This is a genomic window from Pseudomonas sp. PVC-3-1 (genome assembly GCF_057444315.1).
Genome location: NZ_CM172023.1, coordinates 596,225 through 615,044, shown reverse-complemented (window position 1 = coordinate 615,044; position 18,820 = coordinate 596,225). Strand labels below are relative to the sequence as shown.

The following is an 18,820-nucleotide window of genomic DNA, read 5'->3' as shown; positions in this document are numbered from 1 at the left end:
ATGAAGAAGCTGGCGAACATCTTCAACCTCGGCATCAAGGAGTTCCGCAGCCTGGGCCGCGATTACGCGATGCTGATCCTGATCGCCTGGGCCTTCACCCTGGGCGTCTACAGCTCGGCCACCGGCGTGCCGGAAACCCTGCACCACGCGCCTATCGCCATCGTCGACGAGGACCAGTCGCAGCTCTCCACGCGGATCATCAACGCCTTCCAGCCGCCGTATTTCCGCACGCCGGAGATGATCGGCCACGCCGAGATGGACCGTGGCATGGATGTCGGCCTGTACACCTTCACCCTGGACATCCCGCCGGACTTCCAGCGCGACGTGCTGGCCGGGCGGCAGCCGGCGATCCAGGTCAACGTCGATGCGACGCAGACCGGCCAGGCGTTCTCCGGCGCCGGTTACATCCAGAACATCGTCGGCACCGAGGTGCGCGAGTTCGTCAGCCGTTACCGCGCCGAGGCGGCGATGCCGGCAGAGCTGGCGGTGCGCATGGAGTTCAACCCGAACCTCACCCAGGCCTGGTTCGGCGCAGTGATGGAGGTGATCAACCAGATCACCATGCTGTCGATCATCCTCACCGGCGCCGCGCTGATCCGCGAGCGTGAGCATGGCACGGTGGAGCACCTGCTGGTGATGCCGCTGACTGCCTTCGAGATCATGATGGCCAAGGTCTGGTCCATGGGCACCGTGGTGCTGGTGGCGGCAGCCATCTCGTTGCAGCTGGTGGTGCGCGGCTGGCTGGACGTGCCGATCAGCGGTTCGGTAGGGCTGTTCCTGCTGGGCGCGGCGCTGCACCTGTTCGCCACGACGTCCATGGGCATCTTCCTCGGCACCGTGGCGCGCTCGATGCCGCAGCTGGGGCTGCTGGTGATCCTCACCCTGATGCCGCTGCAGATTCTCTCCGGCGGCACCACACCGCGCGAGAGCATGCCGGAGCTGGTGCAGTACATCATGCTCGCGGCGCCGACCACCCACTTCGTCAGCCTGGCCCAGGCGATCCTCTACCGCGGCGCGGACCTGTCCATCGTCTGGCCGCAGTTGCTGGCGATCGTCGGAATCGGCGCGGCGTTCTTCAGCGGTGCGCTGTGGCGCTTCCGCCGGACCATCGGGCAGATGGCCTGACGCTTCGCCCATTCTGTAGGAGCGAGCTCGCGAACGGTCTATCCGGCAGCGCTGACGCCAGGCGGGTTCGCGAGCAAGCTCGCTCCTACAGAGACCCTCACCCTGACCGCGCGCCTCGCTCCGAAGGGAGAGGGGACTGGTTTGGTGCCGGCGTAAACCGAAGTGTCAGCCGGCATGTTCAGCTCCCTCTCCCTTCAGGGAGAGGGCGGGGGAGAGGGCATGCCTCGCACGAAATTTCAGGTAAGCGTGCGCTCGGCCATATCTGCCGGCCACACACAGGTCTGGTTCCTGCCCCTGTGCTTGGCCGCGTACAGCGCCTGGTCGGCCTGGGCGATCAATTGGTCCGGCTCGGCATCCTGCCCCGGCGTGGCGATGGCCAGGCCGATACTCACCGTCAATCGTCCCAGCTCGGCGGCCGGATGCGCGATGCCCATCTCGGCCACGCGCTGGTGGATGCGCGCGGCTACATGGCTGGCGCCTTCCAGGTCGGTGTCGGTCAGGATGATGACGAACTCTTCGCCGCCATAACGGCATGCCACGTCGCCTTCGCGTTGCAGGCACTCCTGCAGGCAGCTGGCGAGGCGTCGCAGTGCGTCGTCGCCGGCCAGGTGGCCAAGGCAGTCGTTGAAGCGCTTGAAGTGGTCGACATCGAGCATCAGCACCGCCAGCGGCGCATCGGCGCGGCGCAGGCGACGCCATTCGCTCTGCAGCTGGCGGTCGAAGTAGCGGCGGTTGTAGAGCCCGGTCAGCCCGTCCTGCTGCGACAGTTTCTGCAACTGCGCTTCGAGTTGCAGGCGCTCGCTGTTGTCGCGGGCCACGGCGATCAGGTAGTCGCGGTCGCCCTGGTGGATCAGTTGGGTGTTGATCTCCGCCGGCTGCAGGCTGCCGTCGCGGCGCTGCATTTCGCGCTGGAAGATCATCGACAGGTTCAGCCGGTGTGCCTGCTGCACCAGCTGGATCCAGGCGTGGAAGCCGGGGATCAGGCGCTCGGGATCGTCGCGCAGCAGGTGGCGGAAATCTTCTGCGCTGTAGCCCAGGCCATTGTAGGTGGCGCGGTTCATGTGCAGCAGCTCGCGTTGCTGCAGATCGAAGATGAACAGCGCGTCGCGGCTGGAGTCGGTGAGGTCCAGCGCCAGCTGCAGGCGTTCTCGGCTGTCGTGCAGGGTGGCTTCGACGGACTGGCGCTGTCGCGCCTCCTCGCTGAGCAACTGGTTGCTGGCGCTCAGGGCAGTGGCGCGGCGGGCATTCTCACGGGCGAGAAACAGCGCTGCGACCAGCAGCAGGCTGATCGCCACGCCGCCACCGAGCACCACGTTGGGCAGGGGCGTGGAAATCGACCGCACCAGCGTGGCGGTGGGACGCAGCTCCAGCTCGAAGCTGCGGTTGTTGAGCAGGCGCAGCGGCACGCGCAGGGGAGGCTCGGCGTCACTGTCGGGCTGATCGCGCACGTAGATGGGCTGTCCGTGTTCCAGCAGGCGCACGCTGAACAGGTGGTTGTCGGTTTGCTCCAGCAAGTGGTCCATCAGGTTGCCGACGCGGAAGACGCCCTGCATGAAACCGTCGAAGCGCAGCTGGTTGGTCGCGTCGCGAATGAACACCGGCGTGTAGAGCACAAAGCCACGTCCGCCCTGGAGCAGTTCCACGCTATCGCTCAGGCGCGACTTGCCGCTGTCGCGCGCGGCCATGGCAGTGGCGTAGTTGGGGTGCCGGTCGGTGAGGCGGAAATTCAGCGCCGCCTCGTTGCCTTGCAGCGGCTCCAGCCAGCGGATGCGCAGGTCCGGGTCCGACCACTGGATCGACTGGTAGCCGGGAAAGCTGCGCACGTAGAAGCGCGCGTCCAGCTCCCATTCGGCACGGGGCATGCGGCCGTGGTGGGTCCACAGCTGGGCGAGCAGGTCCAGGCCCTGGACCTGCTCGTGGAGGTTGGCTTCCAGCTGGTGCGCCAGGCTGCGTCCCTGGTAGGTCAGGCGCTCCTGCACGCGTTGCCGTTCGCTGCTTGCCAACTCCTCGCCGAGCCAGGCGCTGGCAAGCAGGAGCACGCAGAGCAGACCGCCAAGCCCGAGGTAAGTAGCTAATGAGGACTGAAGGCGGTACATGTGGCGAATTCCGGGGGCTTCAGTAACCTAATAGCACAGTGCCTCTATTTCTGCGCCAGGCCGACGACGATCGCCCATTGTTCGGCGGTGACCAGCATCACCGACAGGCGGCTGCCTTTCTGTACCAGGGGCATCTCTTCCAACCCGGCCTGCGCCTTGAGGGTGCCCAGCGGCAGCACCGAGCGGAATGCCTGGACGAAGCTCACGTCGCGGGCCGTCCAGGGATTCTTCTCGTCGCTGGCCTTGGGGTCGTGGTAATGACTCTTGGGGTCGAGCGCAGTCGGGTCGGGGTAGGGCTCGCCGTCGATCCGGGCGATGCCTGCGATGCCCGGCTCGGGGCAACTGGAGTGGTAGAAGAAGAACAGGTCGCCCGGCTGCATGCTGCGCATGAAGTTGCGTGCCTGGTAATTGCGCACGCCGTCCCAGCGTGCGGTCTTCAGGCGCTGCAGGTCGTGGATCGAGAGTTCGTCGGGCTCGGATTTCATCAGCCAGTAAGCGCGTGCCATCCGCGAGGGTCTCCTTTTGCGTGGCGGGTCGTGATCTTCATTTTTACCAAGAGTAGGCGTTTGCCTGCGACAAGCTGCCGGCTCGTCGGAAACAAATTGTAGGAAGAAGATGTAGGAATACCGGCATGAACATTGCCTGAATGAGCCGGAAGTTTTGGGGGCGACTGCTCCTCCGACGATCGGTTGGCGTCAGAATTGCGAGAAGCTTTTCATTGTCGGAGAATGCCGCCGTTTTTAGCTTTGCCTGCCGGACGGACCAAAAACCACCGCCGGCTGTCGTGAACAATTGCCTGGAAGGGGGAGGCAATCGATGAAACGCAAGCCTGATCTTTTGTGGGTGCTGGTAATACTTTTCGGTCTGGGTGTCGTCACTACCGGTTACACCCAGAGCCTGTGGGAACAACGCCAGGGCAATGCCCCGGTGCAGGTCCCCCAGCAGCCCTGATCCCGCTTCTGGAATCAGCACTGCTATCGCCACGGTTATCGCAAGGAACGCGATTCCGTCGCGAGACGGCCATACCAGCCGCCGTCCGTCACTATGCCCATCAGTGGCACATCCCAGCTCGCCAGCTCCAGCCTATCGACCTTCTGGCATTCGTGCGCCAAGCCCAATAGCGTCGGTTTCTGCCATTTTTTGCGCATTCCCAGGTAAGCCAGGGTTCGGTCGTAGAATCCCTTGCCCATGCCCAGGCGGCCGCCCTGCGGATCGAAGCCCACCAGCGGCAGCAACAGCAGGTCCAGCGCCCAGGCTGGACGCTGGCGCCCGCGGTCGGCCTGCGGTTCGGCGATGTTGAAGCGGTTGCGCACCCAGCGCTCGCCAACACCGACCTGCTGGAAGGTCATGTGAGTGCGTGGCCAGTCCGAGAGCACCGGCAGGTAGGTCGCCTTGCCCCGCTTCTGCGCCGCTTTCATCAGTGGACGCGGGTCGATTTCGCCGTCGGCCGGCAGATAAAAGGCGATATGCCGCGCGCGGCGAAACAGCGGGTGTTGCGCGAGCTGGCGATACAGGGCCTGGGCGGCGAGGCGTTGCTGAAGGGGAGTAAGCGCGCGTCTGGCCTGGCGCAGCTGGCGGCGCAGGGCTGGGCGGGAAAGACCGTCAGAATGGATCATCGAAGGGTAAAGCTCCCCGGACATGCCGCTGTCGGGTTAGCCCTTGAACCCGAGAGTTCAAGGTGGTGGTTGCAGTAGGCTTTAAGGCTTTCCGTCGTGCGGACATGCACACCAGCCCAACTGGCAACCCCCGTTGTTGCAATTATCGGCTCAGGGACATCACCGACTGGCCAACACACCAGGGAGCGAGGCAATTATACCCCAAGGAAATTTCCCTGGTCAGACTTCACCCTGATCCTTATCAGTGGTAAGGGAATCAGTGGTCAGCGCGCGGTCCACGCGCTCGAGCAGTTCGCGCACGCGCTCGCGGGTGGAGCCGCTGTCCTGCTCCACGCGTTCCTGCTTGTGCAGCAGGTCGTGGGTGATGTTAAGGGCGGCCATTACCGCGACGCGATCAGCACCGATCACTTTGCCGCTGGAGCGGATCTCGCGCATCTTGCTGTCCAGGTAGCGCGCGGCGCTTTCCAGGTTGACGCGCTCGTCCGGAGGGCAGGCGATGCAGTACTCCTTGTCGAGGATTTGGACGTTCAGGGTGTTCGACTGGCTCATGAGTCCTGCTCCAGGGCTTTAAGACGCAAAATCATCGCTTCGACCTTCTGACGAGCCAAATCGTTCTTCTCGATCAGATGGGCGCGTTCTTCCCGCCAGCTTTTCTCGTTCGCCCGCAGCAGCCGGTTCTCGGCCTTGAGCTGTTCCAGGCGCTGGAGCAGCAGGTCGAACTTGGCGATCAGCGCGTGCAGGTCGGCGTCTTCCATGGGCTCTCGCTTGGGAGTTGCTTAAGTAATCGAGAACTATATAGGACTGCCGTGGGGGTGGGTCAACGCACGGCTGCCCGGCGCGTCGTCACATGGTCTTGCGGTGTGCGCCGGTGCTAGGATAACGGACCATATTCTATGCGCGGCGCCTGATGGCGCCTAGCCGTCATCCGGGTTCGATCATGTCCACTTCCAGCTCCGCCTATACCGCCTTCGCCGCCCTGCTCGCCGAAGCTGCCCTGCCCATCTCTCCTGCTGAACTGCACGGCCACCTGCTCGGTCGCGTCTGCGCCGGGTCCGGCTTCGATCAGGGCGAATGGCTGCAGGCCGCCGGTGAGCTGCTCGGTGGCGAGCCGGGCGAGCGCCTGGGCGCGGCCCTGGGCGGCCTGCTGGGTATGGTCCAGCAGGACTTCAGCCAGGGCGAGATGGCCGTGGTGCTGATGCTGCCCAACGATGACGAGCCACTGCTGGAGCGCGCCACCGCCCTGGGCCAGTGGTGCCAGGGCTTCCTCGCCGGCTTCGGCCTGGCGCTGCGTGCCCCCAGCCTGTCGGATGAAGCCGACGAAGTGCTGCAGGACATTGCCGCCATCGCCCAGGTCGGCGGCCAGCTGGAAGAATCCGAAGACGGCGAGGCCGACTACATGGAAGTGCAGGAGTACCTGCGCGTCGCCCCGCTGTTGCTGTTCTCCGAATTCGGCAAGGTGCCGGCACCGGCCGAGAAACCCTCCCTGCATTGAGGTCGCGCATGATCCGTATCGCCAAGTCGGAATACGCCCGTCGTCGCAAGGCGCTGATGGCGCAGATGGAACCCAACAGCATCGCCATTCTCCCGGCGGCGCCGATGTACATCCGCAACCGCGACGTGGAGCACGTCTACCGCCAGGACAGCGACTTCCAGTACCTCACCGGCTTCCCCGAGCCGGAAGCGGTAATGGCGCTGATCCCCGGCCGCGAGCACGGCGAGTACGTGCTGTTCTGCCGCGAGCGCGATCCGGAGCGTGAACTCTGGGACGGCCTGCGCGCCGGCCAGGACGGTGCCATCAGCACCTTCGGCGCCGACGATGCCTTCCCCATCGGCGATATCGACGACATCCTGCCGGGCCTGATCGAAGGCCGCGACCGCGTGTACTACGCGCTGGGCGCCAACCAGGAGTTCGACCGCCGGCTGATGGAGTGGATCAACGTGATCCGTTCCAAGGCGCGCCAGGGTGCGCAGCCGCCGAACGAGTTCGTCGCCCTCGACCACCTGCTGCACGACCAGCGCCTGTACAAGAGCGCCGGTGAGGTGAAGGTGATGCGCTACGCCGCGGAAGTCTCCGCCGGCGCGCACATCCGCGCCATGCAGGCGTGCCGTCCGGGGCTTTACGAGTACCACCTGGAAGCCGAGCTGGAATATGCCTTCCGCCTGGGCGGCGCGAAGATGCCGGCCTACGGCTCGATCGTCGCCACCGGCCGCAATGCCTGCATCCTGCATTACCGGGAGAACGACGCGCAGATCAAGGACGGCGACCTGATCCTGATCGACGCCGGCTGCGAGATCGACTGCTACGCCAGTGACATCACCCGCACCTTCCCGGCCAGCGGCGTGTTCAGCCCCGAGCAGAAGGCCATCTACCAGTTGGTGCTGGACGCCAACATGGCGGCCTTCGACTGCATCGCGCCGGGCCGCCACTGGAACGAAGCCCACGAGGCCACCGTGCGGGTCATCACCGCCGGCCTGGTGGAGCTGGGCCTGCTCAAGGGTGACGTCGACGAACTGATCGAGCGCGAAGCCTACAAGGCCTTCTACATGCACCGTGCCGGCCACTGGCTGGGCATGGACGTGCACGATGTCGGCGAATACCGCGTCGGCGGCGAATGGCGTGTGCTCGAGCCGGGCATGGCGATGACCGTCGAGCCGGGTATCTATATCTCCCCGGACAACACCGACGTGCCGAAGAAGTGGCGCGGCATTGGCGTGCGCATCGAGGACGATGTGGTGGTGACCAAGACCGGCTGCGAAGTGCTGACCAACGGCGTGCCGAAGACCGTCGCCGAGATCGAAGCGCTGATGGCCGAGGCCAAGGCCCAGGCCGCCTGACATGCAACGTACGCAACTGGCCATCATTGGTGGCGGACTTGTCGGCGCGAGCCTTGCGCTGATTCTCCAGGCCGGCGCCCGCGAGCGCGGCTGGCAGATCGTGCTGATCGAGCCCTTCGCCCCCGGCGATGCCTACCAGCCCAGCTATGACGCGCGCTCCTCGGCGCTGTCCTTCGGCAGCCGGCAGATCTACGAACGCCTGGGGCTCTGGCAGCAGATTTCCCAGCGCGCCGAACCCATCACCCAGATCCACGTCTCCGACCGTGGCCGTTTCGGCGCCGCGCGCCTGACCGCAGTGGAAGAGGGCGTTCCTGCCCTTGGTTACGTGGTGGAGAACGCCTGGCTCGGCCAGTGCCTGTGGCATGCGCTGGACCCGGACGTGGTGAGCTGGCGCTGCCCGGCGGAAGTGCGCCGGATGGACGCCCTCGGCGACGGCTTCCGCCTGACCCTGGACGACGACTCGCAACTGGACTGCGACCTCGCCGTGCTGGCCGACGGTGGCCGCTCCGGTCTGCGCGAACAACTGGGCATCAACGTGCGCTCCTCGTCCTACGGGCAGACCGCGCTGATCGCCAACATCAGCCCGTCCGAAGCCCATCGCGGACAGGCCTTCGAACGTTTCACCGAGAACGGCCCGCTGGCCCTGCTGCCGCTGCCGGAAAACCGCTGCGCGCTGGTCTGGACCCGCAACGGCCGCGACGCCGAGCGCCTGCGCGAACTCTCCGATGCGGCCTTCCTCGCCGAGCTGCAGGAGGCCTTCGGCTATCGCCTGGGCACCCTGCGCCAGGTTGGCGTGCGTTACGGTTACCCGCTGAGCCTCAGCGAGGCCGACGAACAGATTCGCCCGCACCTCGTGGTGCTCGGCAACGCCGCCCACAGCCTGCACCCGATTGCCGGGCAGGGCTTCAACCTGTCGCTGCGCGATGCCAAGGCTCTCGGTGACCGCCTGTTGCAGGAAGATGCCGCGCCGGGCGATTTTGCCGTGCTGCAGCGCTACCTGGACGGCCAGCGCCTGGACCAGCAGATGACCGTCGGTTTCTCCGACCGCGTCACCCGCCTGTTCTCCAATGCTCAGCCGTTGCTGGCCACCGGCCGCAACATCGGCCTGCTCGGCCTCGATCTGCTGCCGCCGGCCAAGCGCTGGTTCGCCCGCCAGGCCATGGGCCTGGGCGCACGACCGGTCTGAGCCGATGGAACCACGCAAAAGCTCCCACCGCGCCCGCCTGCTGCGTTTTGGCCTGAACCTCTACCCGCCCTACCTCGGCGCTGGGGTGCGGGTGCGCCACATCAGCGCGGATTTCCGCGAGGTGCGCGTGAAGATGGGGCTGAACCTGTTCAATCGCAATTACGTCGGCACCCAGTTCGGCGGCAGCCTGTACAGCATGACCGACCCCTTCTTCATGCTGATGCTGATGGAGAACCTGGGACGCGACTACATCGTCTGGGACAAGGCCGCCAACATCGAGTTCGTCAGCCCCGGCAAGGGGCCGGTGTATGCCGATTTCCGTATCGATCAGCACCTGCTCGACGATATCCGCGCGCAGACCGCTGCGGGTGAGAAATACCTGCCGCGCCTGCACGCCGAAGTGCGTGACGGCGAAGGCACCCTGGTGGCGCGGGTGCAGAAGACCCTGTACGTCCGGCTCAAACCGCGCGCGCGGCAGGCCGCTTGAATTTCGATGCCCGCGCAGGAGCTGCGCGGGCCGCTGAAGAAGGAACGCACATGCACGCGGATCTGGTTATCGTCGGGGCGGGAATGGTCGGCAGCGCGCTGGCCCTGGCTCTGGAAGGCAGTGGGTTGGATATCCTGCTGCTGGACGGCTCGCCGCTGAGCGTCAAGCCGTTCGACCGCGAGGCGCCCTTCGAGCCGCGCGTCAGTGCACTGTCCGAGGCCAGCCGGCGCATCCTCCAGCGCCTGCACGCCTGGGACGGCATCGCTGCCCGCCGCGCCGAGCCCTACCGTGAAATGCAGGTGTGGGACGGCTCCGGCACCGGGCAGATCCACTTCAGCGCTGCCAGTGTGCATGCCGAGATGCTCGGCCACATCGTCGAGAACCGCGTGGTGCAGGATGCCCTGCTGGAGCGCCTGCACGACTCTGCCCTTGGCCTGCTGCCTAATGCGCGGCTGGAGCAGCTGCGCCACTCTGGCGATGACTGGCTGCTGACGCTCTCCGACGGCCGCGAAATCCGCACGCCGCTGGTGGTCGCCGCCGATGGCGCCAACTCCGCCGTGCGCCGTCTGGCCGGCTGCGCCACCCGCGAGTGGGATTACCTGCATCACGCCATCGTCACCAGCGTACGTTGCGAGAAGCCGCATCAGGCTACCGCCTGGCAGCGCTTCACTGACGACGGCCCGCTGGCCTTCCTGCCGCTGGCGAAGGAGGGCGACGCGCACTGGTGCTCGATTGTCTGGTCAACCACCCCGGAGCAGGCGGAAAAGCTCATGGCGCTGGATGATGAAGGCTTCTGCAAGGCCCTGGGCCTCGCCTTCGAGCATCGTCTGGGCACCATCGAACACACCGACCGCCGCCTCTGCATCCCGCTGCGCCAGCGCCACGCCAAGCGCTATGTGGAGCCGGGCCTGGTGCTGATCGGTGATGCCGCGCACACCATCCACCCATTGGCCGGACAGGGTGTGAACCTGGGCTTCCTGGATGCCGCGGTGCTCGCCGAGGTGATCGAGCATGCCCACGCCCGTGGCGAGAACATCGCCGAGGAACGTGTGCTGAGCCGCTTCGAACGTCGGCGTATGCCGCACAACCTGGCGATGATGGCGGCGATGGAAGGCTTCCAGCGTCTGTTCCAGGCCGACCCGCTGGCGGTGCGCTGGCTGCGTAACGCCGGGCTGCGGCTGGTGGATAAGCATCACGAAGCGAAGGGCGTGTTCGTGCGCCAGGCGTTGGGGCTGTCGGGCGACCTGCCGAACCTGGCGCGGGTTTGACGGATAGTCCAAGCGGCGCCTGCCCTCTCCCTAACCCTCTCCCTGAAGGGAGAGGGGACTGATCGGAGTTGGTCAATACGAAGGTGCTCACCGGCTGACTTTTTGATCTCATCTCACTCCGAACGGCTCCCTCTCCCTTCAGGGAGAGGGCGGGGGAGAGGGGCTCTTGCTCCGCACCCACGCCCCCCCGCCCCCAAACCACACCCTTCCGAAACACCCCGACACAAACGCATGGTTCGTTAGTAAATGAGGTTCCTTATCATTTGCGGGATATTTTCCCTGCAAAGGACACGCTCATGCTCGTGCGCAAAGGTCTTCTCGCCACCCTCCTGCTGGCCGCCGTCGCTGGTACCGCCCAGGCCGCCGACGAGGTGGTGGTCTACTCCTCGCGCATCGACGAGCTGATCAAGCCGGTGTTCGACGCCTACACCGAGAAAACCGGGGTGAAGATCAAGTTCATCACCGACAAGGAAGCGCCGCTGATGGCGCGGATCAAGGCCGAAGGCGCCAATACCCCGGCCGACCTGCTGCTCACCGTAGACGCCGGCAACCTCTGGCAGGCCGAGAAGATGGGCATCCTCCAGCCCTTCGACTCGCCGACCCTGGATGCCAACATCCCGCCGCAATACCGCTCCGGCACCGACAGCTGGACCGGCCTGTCGCTGCGCGCGCGGACCATCGCCTATTCCACCCAGCGGGTGAAGCCCGAGGAACTGTCGACCTACGAGGAGTTGGCCGATGCGAAGTGGGAAGGCCGCCTGTGCCTGCGCACCGCGAAAAAGGTCTACAACCAGTCGCTGACCGCGACCCTGATCGAGACCCATGGCGCCGAGAAGACCGAGGAAATCCTCAAGGGCTGGGTGAACAACCTGGCCACCGACGTATTCTCCGATGACAACGCGCTGCTGCAGGCCATCGCCGCTGGCCAGTGCGACGTCGGCATCGTCAACACCTACTACTACGGCCGCATGCACAAGGACAATCCGCAGTTGCCGGTGAAGCTGTTCTGGCCGAACCAGGGCGACCGTGGTGTGCACGTCAACCTGTCGGGTATCGGCCTGACCAAGTACGCACCCCACCCGGAAGCGGCGAAGAAGCTGGTGGAGTGGATGACCGGTGCCGACGCTCAGGCGCTGTTCGCCGGCATCAACCAGGAATTCCCGGCTAACCCGAAGGTGGCGCCGTCGCAGGAGGTCGCGGCCTGGGGTGAATTCAAGGCCGATAGCATCCCGGTGGAAATCGCCGGCAAGCGCCAGGCCGAAGCGATCAAGCTGATGGACCGCGCCGGCTGGAATTGATGAACGTGCCGCCGCCTCACTGGGTGGCGGCGTCATCCTTGTGGTCGACGGAGAGCGCCTTGCCGTTCTCCGCCAGCAGACAGATGAACTGGCCGTCGGACTGATCGCCGCGGCGCAGTTGGGCGGTTACCCGCTTGCTGGCGTGCTGCCCGTCCACTTCGCCGTCGTAGGTTTCCTCACGGATGGACGTTGGCTCCACCCAGGTCTGCTGCCAGCGCTCCTGCAGTTGCGGGTTCTCGGCCAGCATATGCATGGCGAGGTCCAGGCAGGACTCCATGGGTGTCTGGTCGTCGGCCAGTGCGAAACCGCTGAGTGGCAGTAGCAGCAGCCCGCAGAGCGCGCGAGGGGAGTACATGGGCTTTTTCCTTGGCAGGGTTGAATGGCAGAGTGGCCGATTCGACCGCGGTACCTTGCGCTTTATCCCTATCGCGTGAGGATCGGGCGAATTTGATTTCAACAAGGGAAAATTCCGTCAGCTTTGCGGCGACATTTCCCACGGACATCCGCTGATTTTCTGGAAACACGCCCCCCATGCGCCCCAACCGCTGGTATCCCATCACATTCGCCGTGGCTGCCCTCGTCCTGTTGCCCATCAGCGTCCTGCTGCTGAGCTGGGCAGAGATCGATCGCGAAATCTGGTCGCACCTGTGGGAAACCCAGATGATGCGCCTGCTGGGTAACACCCTGGTGCTGGTGGCGGGCGTGGGCGTCGGCGTTACCGTGCTGGGCGTCAGCCTCGCCTGGCTCACCAGCCTCTGCGAGTTCCCCGGCCGACGTTGGCTGGACTGGGCGCTGATGCTGCCTTTCGCGGTGCCGGCCTATGTGCTGGCATTCGTCTTCGTCGGCCTGCTGGATTTCTCCGGCCCCGTGCAGACGTTGCTGCGCGAGTGGTTCGGCAGCGGCCTGCGGTTGCCCCGCGTACGCTCCACCGGCGGAGTGATCACGGTGCTGGTGCTGGTCTTCTATCCCTACGTTTACCTGCTCGCGCGCACCGCTTTCCTCGCCCAGGGGCGCGGTCTGATGGAAGCGGCGCGGGTGCTGGGTCTCTCGCCCCTGGCCGCCTTCTGGCGCGTCGCCCTGCCCATGGCGCGGCCAGCCATTGGCGCCGGGCTGGCGCTGGCGATCATGGAAACCCTGGCGGATTTCGGCACCGTCTCGGTGTTCAACTTCGACACCTTCACCACCGCCGTTTACAAGACCTGGTACGGCTTCTACAGTCTTTCCAGCGCCACCCAGCTGGCCAGCCTGCTGCTGCTGTTCGTCATGCTGGTGCTGCTCGGCGAGCGCTACAGCCGTGGCCGCAGCGGCGCGCCCAACGAGCGCCCGCGCGGCGCGGCGCTGTACCGGCTGCATGGCTGGAAGGCTTTCGCTGCCAGCGCGTGGTGCCTGCTGGTGTTCGCCTGCGCCTTCGTCATCCCGGTGCTGCAGCTGGTGGTCTGGGTCTGGCAGAAAGGCCGCTTCGACCTCGACGAGCGCTACTGGGGCCTGATCCTGCATAGCCTCTATCTGGGCGGCTTCGCGGCCTTGCTGACGGTCGCGGTGGCGCTGCTGCTGGCCTTCGCCCGGCGCCTGTCGCCAACGGCGGCGGTGTGCTCGGCAGTTGACATTGCCAATCTCGGCTATGCGCTGCCCGGCTCGGTGCTGGCCGTGGCGATCATGCTGGCCTTCAGCTGGCTGGACAATCATGCGGTGATTCCGCTCTCCAGCGCCTTGGGCGGTGCCGGCAAGCCCTTGCTGCTGGGCAGCCTTGGGGCGCTGCTGGTGGCCTACCTGATCCGCTTCATGGCGGTGGCCTACAACCCACTGGAAGGTGCGCTGGCGAGAATTCGACCTTCGCTTCCGGAAGCTTCCCGCAGCCTGGGTGTCGGCGGCGCCGGCCTGTTCTTCCGTGTCTACCTGCCGCTGCTGCTGCCGGGCGCGCTGAGCGCCGCGTTGCTGGTGTTCGTCGATGTGCTCAAGGAGATGCCGGCGACCCTGCTGATGCGTCCCTTCGGCTGGGACACCCTGGCCGTGCGCGTCTTCGAGATGACCAGCGAAGGGGAGTGGGCGCGCGCCGCACTGCCGGCGTTGACGCTGGTGCTGGTAGGGCTGTTCCCGGTGATCGGCCTGATCCGTCGCTCCGCGCGCCAGAGCGGTTCTGCGCGGCCCTGAGAATCGGCCGTCGGACAAGCTGTCCAGAGTCCTGCCATGCGACTACAATGCGCGCGTTTCGTGCGGGCCGTACTCGCGCTCCGCACCCGCCTCGCCCGGAAGGAGAACACCCATGGGACAGCGCACGCCGCTCTATGATTTGCACGTCGCCCTCGGCGCCAAGATCGTCGATTTCGGCGGTTGGGACATGCCGTTGCACTACGGCTCGCAAGTCGAAGAGCACCACCAGGTACGTCGCGATTGCGGCGTGTTCGACGTTTCCCACATGACTGTGGTCGACGTCACCGGTCCGCAGGCCAAGGAATACCTGCAGCGACTCCTGGCCAATGATGTCGAACGTTTGCAGGTTCCGGGCAAGGCGCTGTACAGCGGCATGCTCAACGAACGCGGCGGGGTGGTCGACGACCTGATCGTCTACCTCGGCGTGTATGGCTACCGCGTGGTGGTCAACGCTTCCACCCGCGACAAGGACATGGCCTGGATGCAGGCGCATACCGAAGGCTTCGACGTCACCCTGACCGAACGCCCCGACCTCGCGATGCTCGCCGTGCAAGGCCCCAACGCCCGCGAGAAGACCGCCGAACTGGTCACTCCCTCGCGCGCCGCGCTGATCCGTGAACTCAAGCCCTTCCAGGGCAAGGCCGACGGTGACTGGTTCATCGCACGCACCGGCTACACCGGTGAGGACGGCCTGGAAATCATGCTGCCGGCCGTCGAGGCGCAAGGTTTCCTCAACGACCTGGTCGGCGCCGGCATCGCCCCGGCGGGCCTGGGCGCGCGCGATACCCTGCGCCTGGAAGCCGGGATGAACCTCTACGGCCAGGACATGGACGAGGATGTCACCCCGCTGGCCGCCAACATGGGCTGGACCATCGCCTGGGAACCCGAAGGCCGCGACTTCATTGGCCGCAAGGCACTGGAAGCACAGAAGGCCGCCGGTGATGCGCCCAAGCTGGTCGGTCTGGTGCTGGAGGAGCGCGGCGTACTGCGCGCCCACCAGGTGGTTCGCGTTGCTGGCGTCGGCGAAGGCGAGATCACCAGCGGCAGCTTCTCCCCCACGCTCGGCAAATCCATCGCCCTGGCCCGCGTGCCGGCGGCCACCGGTGACCGTGCCGAAGTGGAAATCCGTGGCAAGTGGTACCCGGTTCGCGTCGTTCAGCCGAATTTCGTGCGTCATGGCAAAGCCCTGATCTAAATTGCATGATCTAACTTAGAAGAGGGCGGTACCGCCGCCCGTCGCCCAGTCCCCGAGGAACAACAAGATGAGCAATATCCCCGCCGACCTGCGTTACGCCGCCAGCCACGAGTGGGCGCGCCTGGAAGCCGACGGTAGCGTGACCGTGGGCATCTCCGACCATGCCCAGGAAGCCCTGGGTGACGTGGTCTTCGTCGAGCTGCCGGAAGTGGGCAAGACCCTCGCCGCCGGCCAGGAAGCCGGTGTCGTCGAGTCGGTGAAGGCCGCCTCGGACATCTACGCCCCGGTAAGCGGCGAAGTCATCGCCGTCAATGACGTACTGGCCGATACCCCCGAAGAAGTGAACAACGACCCGTACGGTTCCTGGTTCTTCAAGCTCAAGCCGAGCAACCCGGCCGAGCTGGACAAGCTGCTCGACGCCGCCGGCTACCGCGCTGCCAGCGACGCCGACGCGTAAGACACTGCTGTAAACACAGGCCTCGACTCGTCGGGGCCTGTTCTTTTTTACGGACCGATTACGGACCGACTTTTCGAGACCGTGGCCATGTCGAACACCCCTTCGCTTTCCCAGCTGCACCAGCCTGATGCCTTCCTCGCCCGCCACCTGGGCCCCGACGCCGCCGAGCAGCAAGCCATGCTCGACACCCTCGGGCTCGGCAACCGCGACGACCTGATCGTGCAGACGGTGCCCCCGGCGATCCGCCTGAACCGGCCGCTGGACCTGCCGACCGCCCTCGACGAACAGGGCGCCCTGGCCAAGCTGAAGGGCTACGCGCAGAAGAACGAGCTGTGGACCAGCCTGATCGGCACCGGCTACTACGGCACCCTGACCCCGACCGTGATCCTGCGCAACGTGCTGGAGAACCCGGGCTGGTACACCGCCTACACCCCGTACCAGCCGGAGATCGCCCAGGGTCGTCTCGAATCCCTGCTGAACTTCCAGCAGATGACCATCGACCTCACCGGCCTGGATCTCGCCAGCGCCTCGCTGCTGGACGAAGCCACCGCCGCCGCCGAGGCCATGGCCCTGGCCAAGCGCGTGGCCAAGGCCAAGAGCAACCTGTTCTTCGTCGACGTCAATTGCCACCCGCAGACCATCTCCGTGGTGCAGACCCGCGCTGAAGCCTTCGGCTTCGACGTGGTGGTGGATGAGCTGGACAACCTCGGCCAGCACGCCGTGTTCGGCGCGCTGCTGCAGTATCCGGACACCCGTGGCGAAATCCGTGACCTGCGCGCGGTGATCGACGCCCTGCACGCGCAGCAGGCCATCGCCTGCGTCGCCAGCGACCTGCTCGCGCTGCTGCTGCTCACCCCGCCGGGCGAGCTGGGCGCCGACGTGGTCCTGGGCAGCGCCCAGCGCTTCGGTGTGCCCATGGGCTACGGCGGTCCGCACGCGGCCTTCTTCGCCTGCCGCGACGAGTACAAGCGCGCCATGCCGGGCCGGATCATCGGCGTGTCCAAGGACGCCCGTGGCAATACCGCACTGCGCATGGCGCTGCAGACTCGCGAGCAGCACATCCGCCGCGAGAAGGCCAACTCCAACGTCTGTACCTCCCAGGTGCTGCTGGCCAACATCGCCAGCCTGTACGCCGTGTATCACGGCCCGCAGGGCCTGAAACGCATCGCCCAGCGTGTGCACCGTCTGACTGCCGTGCTGGCGACCGGCCTCGCCGCCAAGGGCGTGAAGCTGGTCAACCAGCACTTCTTCGACACCCTGACCCTGGACGTGGGCGCCCAGCAGCAGGCCATCGTCGAACGCGCCCGCGCCGCCCGCGTGAACCTGCGCATCGTCGGTGAAGACCGCCTGGGCGTGAGCCTGGACGAAACCACCAGCGCCGACACCCTCGCCAGCCTGTTCGACATCCTGCTGGGTGCCGGCCACGGCCTGGATGTTGCCCAGCTCGATGCCGGCAAGGTCGCCGACGGCATCCCCGCTGCCCTGCAACGCAGCAGCGGCTACCTGAGCCACCCGGTGTTCAATCGCCACCACAGCGAAACCGAGATGCTGCGCTACCTGCGCCAGCTCGAAGGCAAGGACCTGGCGTTGAACCAGGCGATGATCCCGCTGGGCTCCTGCACCATGAAGCTCAACGCCACCAGTGAGATGATCCCCATCACCTGGCCGGAATTCGCCACGCTGCACCCCTTCGTGCCGCGCGAGCAGGCCGAGGGCTACCGCCTGATGATCGAGGAGCTGGAAAGCTGGCTCTGCGCAATCACCGGCTTCGACGCCATCTGCATGCAGCCCAACTCCGGTGCCCAGGGCGAGTACGCCGGCCTGCTGGCGATCCGCAAGTATCACGAAAGCCGTGGCGATGCGCACCGCAATATCTGCCTGATCCCGTCCTCGGCCCACGGCACCAACCCGGCCTCGGCGATCATGGCGAGCATGCGCGTGGTCATCGTCGAGTGCGACAAGGGCGGTAACGTCGACATGGAGGACCTCAAGCGCAAGGCGGCCGAAGCCGGCGAGCAGTTGTCCTGCCTGATGATCACCTACCCGTCGACCCACGGCGTGTACGAGGAAGGTATCCGCGAGATCTGCGAGGTCATCCACAGCCACGGCGGCCAGGTCTACATGGACGGCGCCAACCTCAACGCCCAGGTCGGCCTCGCGCGTCCGGCGGACATCGGCGCCGACGTGTCGCACATGAACCTGCACAAGACCTTCTGTATTCCCCACGGCGGTGGCGGCCCGGGCATGGGCCCGATCGGCGTGAAGAAGCACCTGGCGCCCTTCGTCGCCAACCACCCGGTGATCCGCATCGAAGGCCCGAACCCGCTGAATGGTGCGGTGAGCGCCGCGCCCTGGGGCAGCGCCAGCATCCTGCCGATCAGCTGGATGTACATCGCCATGATGGGCCCGCAACTGGCCGACGCCACGGAAGTCGCGATCCTCAACGCCAACTACCTGGCCCAGCAGCTCGATGGCGCCTTCCCGGTGCTCTACCGTGGCCGCAACGAGCGCGTCGCCCACGAATGCATCCTTGACCTGCGCCCGCTCAAGGCGCAGACCGGGATCAGCGAGGAAGACGTGGCCAAGCGCCTGATGGACTACGGCTTCCACGCGCCGACCATGTCCTTCCCGGTGCCGGGCACGCTGATGGTGGAGCCTACCGAGAGCGAGTCCAAACACGAGCTGGACCGCTTCATCGAGGCGATGCTGTCGATCCGCGCGGAGATCGCCAAGGTCGAGACCGGCGAATGGCCGGCCGAGGACAACCCGCTCAAGCGCGCGCCGCACACCCTGGCGGACGTCACCGGGCTGTGGGATCGCCCGTACCAGATCGCCGAAGCGGTGACCCCGACCGAACATACCCGCGCCTTCAAGTACTGGCCGGCGGTGAACCGAGTGGACAACGTCTACGGCGACCGCAACCTGTTCTGCGCCTGCGTGCCGGTGGACGATTACCGCGAGTGAGTTGTGCGCTGAAGTGAATGCGCTGAACTGAAAAAGCCGCCCTCGGGCGGCTTTTTTATTTTTCGTAGGAGCGAGTTCATGGGCTTTTCGTAGGAGCGAGCTTGCTCGCGAACGGATTTCCTGGCGGCGCCGGAGCTGGGAG

18 protein-coding genes and 1 other RNA gene are annotated in these 18,820 nt (G+C 65.9%); 12 read left to right on the top strand and 7 right to left on the bottom strand.

All coding sequences use genetic code 11. The annotated features are described in order from the left end of the window. Positions 1-1,125, top strand: a complete 1,125-nt coding sequence (locus AC2T4A_RS03000) for an ABC transporter permease (RefSeq protein WP_478379700.1) — start codon at positions 1-3, stop codon at positions 1,123-1,125. A 236-nt stretch (positions 1,126-1,361) separates the two neighbouring features. Here AC2T4A_RS03000 and AC2T4A_RS02995 read toward each other — a convergent pair whose 3' ends face one another. Then, positions 1,362-3,221, bottom strand: a complete 1,860-nt coding sequence (locus AC2T4A_RS02995) for a sensor domain-containing diguanylate cyclase (protein WP_486742690.1) — start codon at positions 3,219-3,221, stop codon at positions 1,362-1,364. Between the two features lie 44 nt (positions 3,222-3,265). Then, positions 3,266-3,727: an EVE domain-containing protein gene (locus AC2T4A_RS02990; protein ID WP_486742689.1), complete on the bottom strand. Its 462-nt coding sequence runs from the start codon at positions 3,725-3,727 to the stop codon at positions 3,266-3,268. A gap of 310 nt (positions 3,728-4,037) precedes the next feature. Between AC2T4A_RS02990 and AC2T4A_RS02985 the strand changes: the two genes are divergently transcribed. Then, positions 4,038-4,172 (top strand): hypothetical protein, encoded by a 135-nt coding sequence (locus AC2T4A_RS02985; RefSeq protein ID WP_486742688.1) that lies wholly within the window; start codon positions 4,038-4,040, stop codon positions 4,170-4,172. A gap of 35 nt (positions 4,173-4,207) precedes the next feature. Here AC2T4A_RS02985 and AC2T4A_RS02980 read toward each other — a convergent pair whose 3' ends face one another. The 4 genes from AC2T4A_RS02980 to AC2T4A_RS02965 form a co-directional block, all read right to left on the bottom strand. Further along, positions 4,208-4,837: a 5-formyltetrahydrofolate cyclo-ligase gene (locus tag AC2T4A_RS02980; protein ID WP_416743659.1), complete on the bottom strand. Its 630-nt coding sequence runs from the start codon at positions 4,835-4,837 to the stop codon at positions 4,208-4,210. A gap of 9 nt (positions 4,838-4,846) precedes the next feature. Next, positions 4,847-5,025, bottom strand: a non-coding RNA gene (gene ssrS, locus AC2T4A_RS02975) — 6S RNA. 31 nt (positions 5,026-5,056) lie between these two features. Continuing rightward, on the bottom strand, positions 5,057-5,386 hold the full coding sequence (locus tag AC2T4A_RS02970; RefSeq protein WP_416743658.1) for a cell division protein ZapA: 330 nt from the start codon (positions 5,384-5,386) through the stop codon (positions 5,057-5,059). Beyond that, the gene (locus tag AC2T4A_RS02965; protein ID WP_017521390.1) at positions 5,383-5,592 is read right to left on the bottom strand and encodes a TIGR02449 family protein; all 210 of its coding nucleotides are present in this window, start codon (positions 5,590-5,592) and stop codon (positions 5,383-5,385) included. Before AC2T4A_RS02965 ends, AC2T4A_RS02970 begins: the two co-directional genes overlap by 4 nt. 182 nt (positions 5,593-5,774) lie before the next feature. On the opposite strand from AC2T4A_RS02965, the gene AC2T4A_RS02960 reads away from it, so the two are divergent. The 6 genes from AC2T4A_RS02960 to AC2T4A_RS02935 all read left to right on the top strand — a co-directional run bounded on the left by AC2T4A_RS02960 (position 5,775) and on the right by AC2T4A_RS02935 (position 11,911). Continuing rightward, a complete protein-coding gene (locus AC2T4A_RS02960) occupies positions 5,775-6,329 on the top strand; it encodes a UPF0149 family protein (protein ID WP_045213132.1) in 555 nt (184 codons plus the stop codon). An 8-nt stretch (positions 6,330-6,337) separates the two neighbouring features. Continuing rightward, positions 6,338-7,672: a Xaa-Pro aminopeptidase gene (gene pepP / locus AC2T4A_RS02955; RefSeq protein WP_486742687.1), complete on the top strand. Its 1,335-nt coding sequence runs from the start codon at positions 6,338-6,340 to the stop codon at positions 7,670-7,672. A gap of 1 nt (position 7,673) precedes the next feature. Further along, positions 7,674-8,858 carry a 2-octaprenyl-6-methoxyphenyl hydroxylase gene (gene ubiH / locus AC2T4A_RS02950; protein WP_486742686.1) on the top strand — a complete coding sequence of 395 codons (1,185 nt, stop codon included), beginning with the start codon at positions 7,674-7,676 and terminating at the stop codon, positions 8,856-8,858. 4 nt (positions 8,859-8,862) lie between these two features. Then, on the top strand, positions 8,863-9,345 hold the full coding sequence (locus AC2T4A_RS02945) for a DUF4442 domain-containing protein (protein ID WP_416743653.1): 483 nt from the start codon (positions 8,863-8,865) through the stop codon (positions 9,343-9,345). A gap of 50 nt (positions 9,346-9,395) precedes the next feature. Continuing rightward, on the top strand, positions 9,396-10,613 hold the full coding sequence (locus tag AC2T4A_RS02940; RefSeq protein ID WP_486742685.1) for a 2-octaprenyl-3-methyl-6-methoxy-1,4-benzoquinol hydroxylase: 1,218 nt from the start codon (positions 9,396-9,398) through the stop codon (positions 10,611-10,613). 296 nt (positions 10,614-10,909) lie between these two features. Continuing rightward, positions 10,910-11,911: an extracellular solute-binding protein gene (locus AC2T4A_RS02935; RefSeq protein ID WP_416743650.1), complete on the top strand. Its 1,002-nt coding sequence runs from the start codon at positions 10,910-10,912 to the stop codon at positions 11,909-11,911. Between the two features lie 16 nt (positions 11,912-11,927). On the opposite strand, the gene AC2T4A_RS02930 is transcribed toward AC2T4A_RS02935, so the two are convergent. Further along, the gene (locus AC2T4A_RS02930; protein WP_416743648.1) at positions 11,928-12,266 is read right to left on the bottom strand and encodes a hypothetical protein; all 339 of its coding nucleotides are present in this window, start codon (positions 12,264-12,266) and stop codon (positions 11,928-11,930) included. A 176-nt stretch (positions 12,267-12,442) separates the two neighbouring features. Here AC2T4A_RS02930 and AC2T4A_RS02925 point away from each other — a divergent pair, with 176 nt between their 5' ends. The 4 genes from AC2T4A_RS02925 to gcvP all read left to right on the top strand — a co-directional run bounded on the left by AC2T4A_RS02925 (position 12,443) and on the right by gcvP (position 18,678). Further along, positions 12,443-14,062 carry an ABC transporter permease gene (locus tag AC2T4A_RS02925; protein WP_486742684.1) on the top strand — a complete coding sequence of 540 codons (1,620 nt, stop codon included), beginning with the start codon at positions 12,443-12,445 and terminating at the stop codon, positions 14,060-14,062. A gap of 112 nt (positions 14,063-14,174) precedes the next feature. Next, complete coding sequence (gcvT, locus tag AC2T4A_RS02920; protein WP_416743644.1) at positions 14,175-15,257, top strand: glycine cleavage system aminomethyltransferase GcvT; 1,083 nt, start codon at positions 14,175-14,177, stop codon at positions 15,255-15,257. Between the two features lie 67 nt (positions 15,258-15,324). Further along, positions 15,325-15,714, top strand: coding sequence for a glycine cleavage system protein GcvH (gene gcvH, locus AC2T4A_RS02915; RefSeq protein ID WP_088415908.1), 390 nt, complete (start codon positions 15,325-15,327; stop codon positions 15,712-15,714). 87 nt (positions 15,715-15,801) lie between these two features. Next, positions 15,802-18,678, top strand: coding sequence for an aminomethyl-transferring glycine dehydrogenase (gene gcvP / locus AC2T4A_RS02910; protein WP_478379865.1), 2,877 nt, complete (start codon positions 15,802-15,804; stop codon positions 18,676-18,678). Positions 18,679-18,820: the final 142 nt, after the last annotated feature.

Bases quoted from the DNA above. Each gene is read 5' to 3' on its own strand.
- AC2T4A_RS03000 (WP_478379700.1), top strand. From the start codon at position 1: ATGAAGAAGCTGGCGAACATCTTCAACCTCGGCATCAAGGAGTTCCGC.
- AC2T4A_RS02995 (WP_486742690.1), bottom strand. From the start codon at position 3,221: ATGTACCGCCTTCAGTCCTCATTAGCTACTTACCTCGGGCTTGGCGGT.
- AC2T4A_RS02990 (WP_486742689.1), bottom strand. From the start codon at position 3,727: ATGGCACGCGCTTACTGGCTGATGAAATCCGAGCCCGACGAACTCTCG.
- AC2T4A_RS02985 (WP_486742688.1), top strand. From the start codon at position 4,038: ATGAAACGCAAGCCTGATCTTTTGTGGGTGCTGGTAATACTTTTCGGT.
- AC2T4A_RS02980 (WP_416743659.1), bottom strand. From the start codon at position 4,837: ATGATCCATTCTGACGGTCTTTCCCGCCCAGCCCTGCGCCGCCAGCTG.
- AC2T4A_RS02970 (WP_416743658.1), bottom strand. From the start codon at position 5,386: ATGAGCCAGTCGAACACCCTGAACGTCCAAATCCTCGACAAGGAGTAC.
- AC2T4A_RS02965 (WP_017521390.1), bottom strand. From the start codon at position 5,592: ATGGAAGACGCCGACCTGCACGCGCTGATCGCCAAGTTCGACCTGCTG.
- AC2T4A_RS02960 (WP_045213132.1), top strand. From the start codon at position 5,775: ATGTCCACTTCCAGCTCCGCCTATACCGCCTTCGCCGCCCTGCTCGCC.
- pepP (WP_486742687.1), top strand. From the start codon at position 6,338: ATGATCCGTATCGCCAAGTCGGAATACGCCCGTCGTCGCAAGGCGCTG.
- ubiH (WP_486742686.1), top strand. From the start codon at position 7,674: ATGCAACGTACGCAACTGGCCATCATTGGTGGCGGACTTGTCGGCGCG.
- AC2T4A_RS02945 (WP_416743653.1), top strand. From the start codon at position 8,863: ATGGAACCACGCAAAAGCTCCCACCGCGCCCGCCTGCTGCGTTTTGGC.
- AC2T4A_RS02940 (WP_486742685.1), top strand. From the start codon at position 9,396: ATGCACGCGGATCTGGTTATCGTCGGGGCGGGAATGGTCGGCAGCGCG.
- AC2T4A_RS02935 (WP_416743650.1), top strand. From the start codon at position 10,910: ATGCTCGTGCGCAAAGGTCTTCTCGCCACCCTCCTGCTGGCCGCCGTC.
- AC2T4A_RS02930 (WP_416743648.1), bottom strand. From the start codon at position 12,266: ATGTACTCCCCTCGCGCGCTCTGCGGGCTGCTGCTACTGCCACTCAGC.
- AC2T4A_RS02925 (WP_486742684.1), top strand. From the start codon at position 12,443: ATGCGCCCCAACCGCTGGTATCCCATCACATTCGCCGTGGCTGCCCTC.
- gcvT (WP_416743644.1), top strand. From the start codon at position 14,175: ATGGGACAGCGCACGCCGCTCTATGATTTGCACGTCGCCCTCGGCGCC.
- gcvH (WP_088415908.1), top strand. From the start codon at position 15,325: ATGAGCAATATCCCCGCCGACCTGCGTTACGCCGCCAGCCACGAGTGG.
- gcvP (WP_478379865.1), top strand. From the start codon at position 15,802: ATGTCGAACACCCCTTCGCTTTCCCAGCTGCACCAGCCTGATGCCTTC.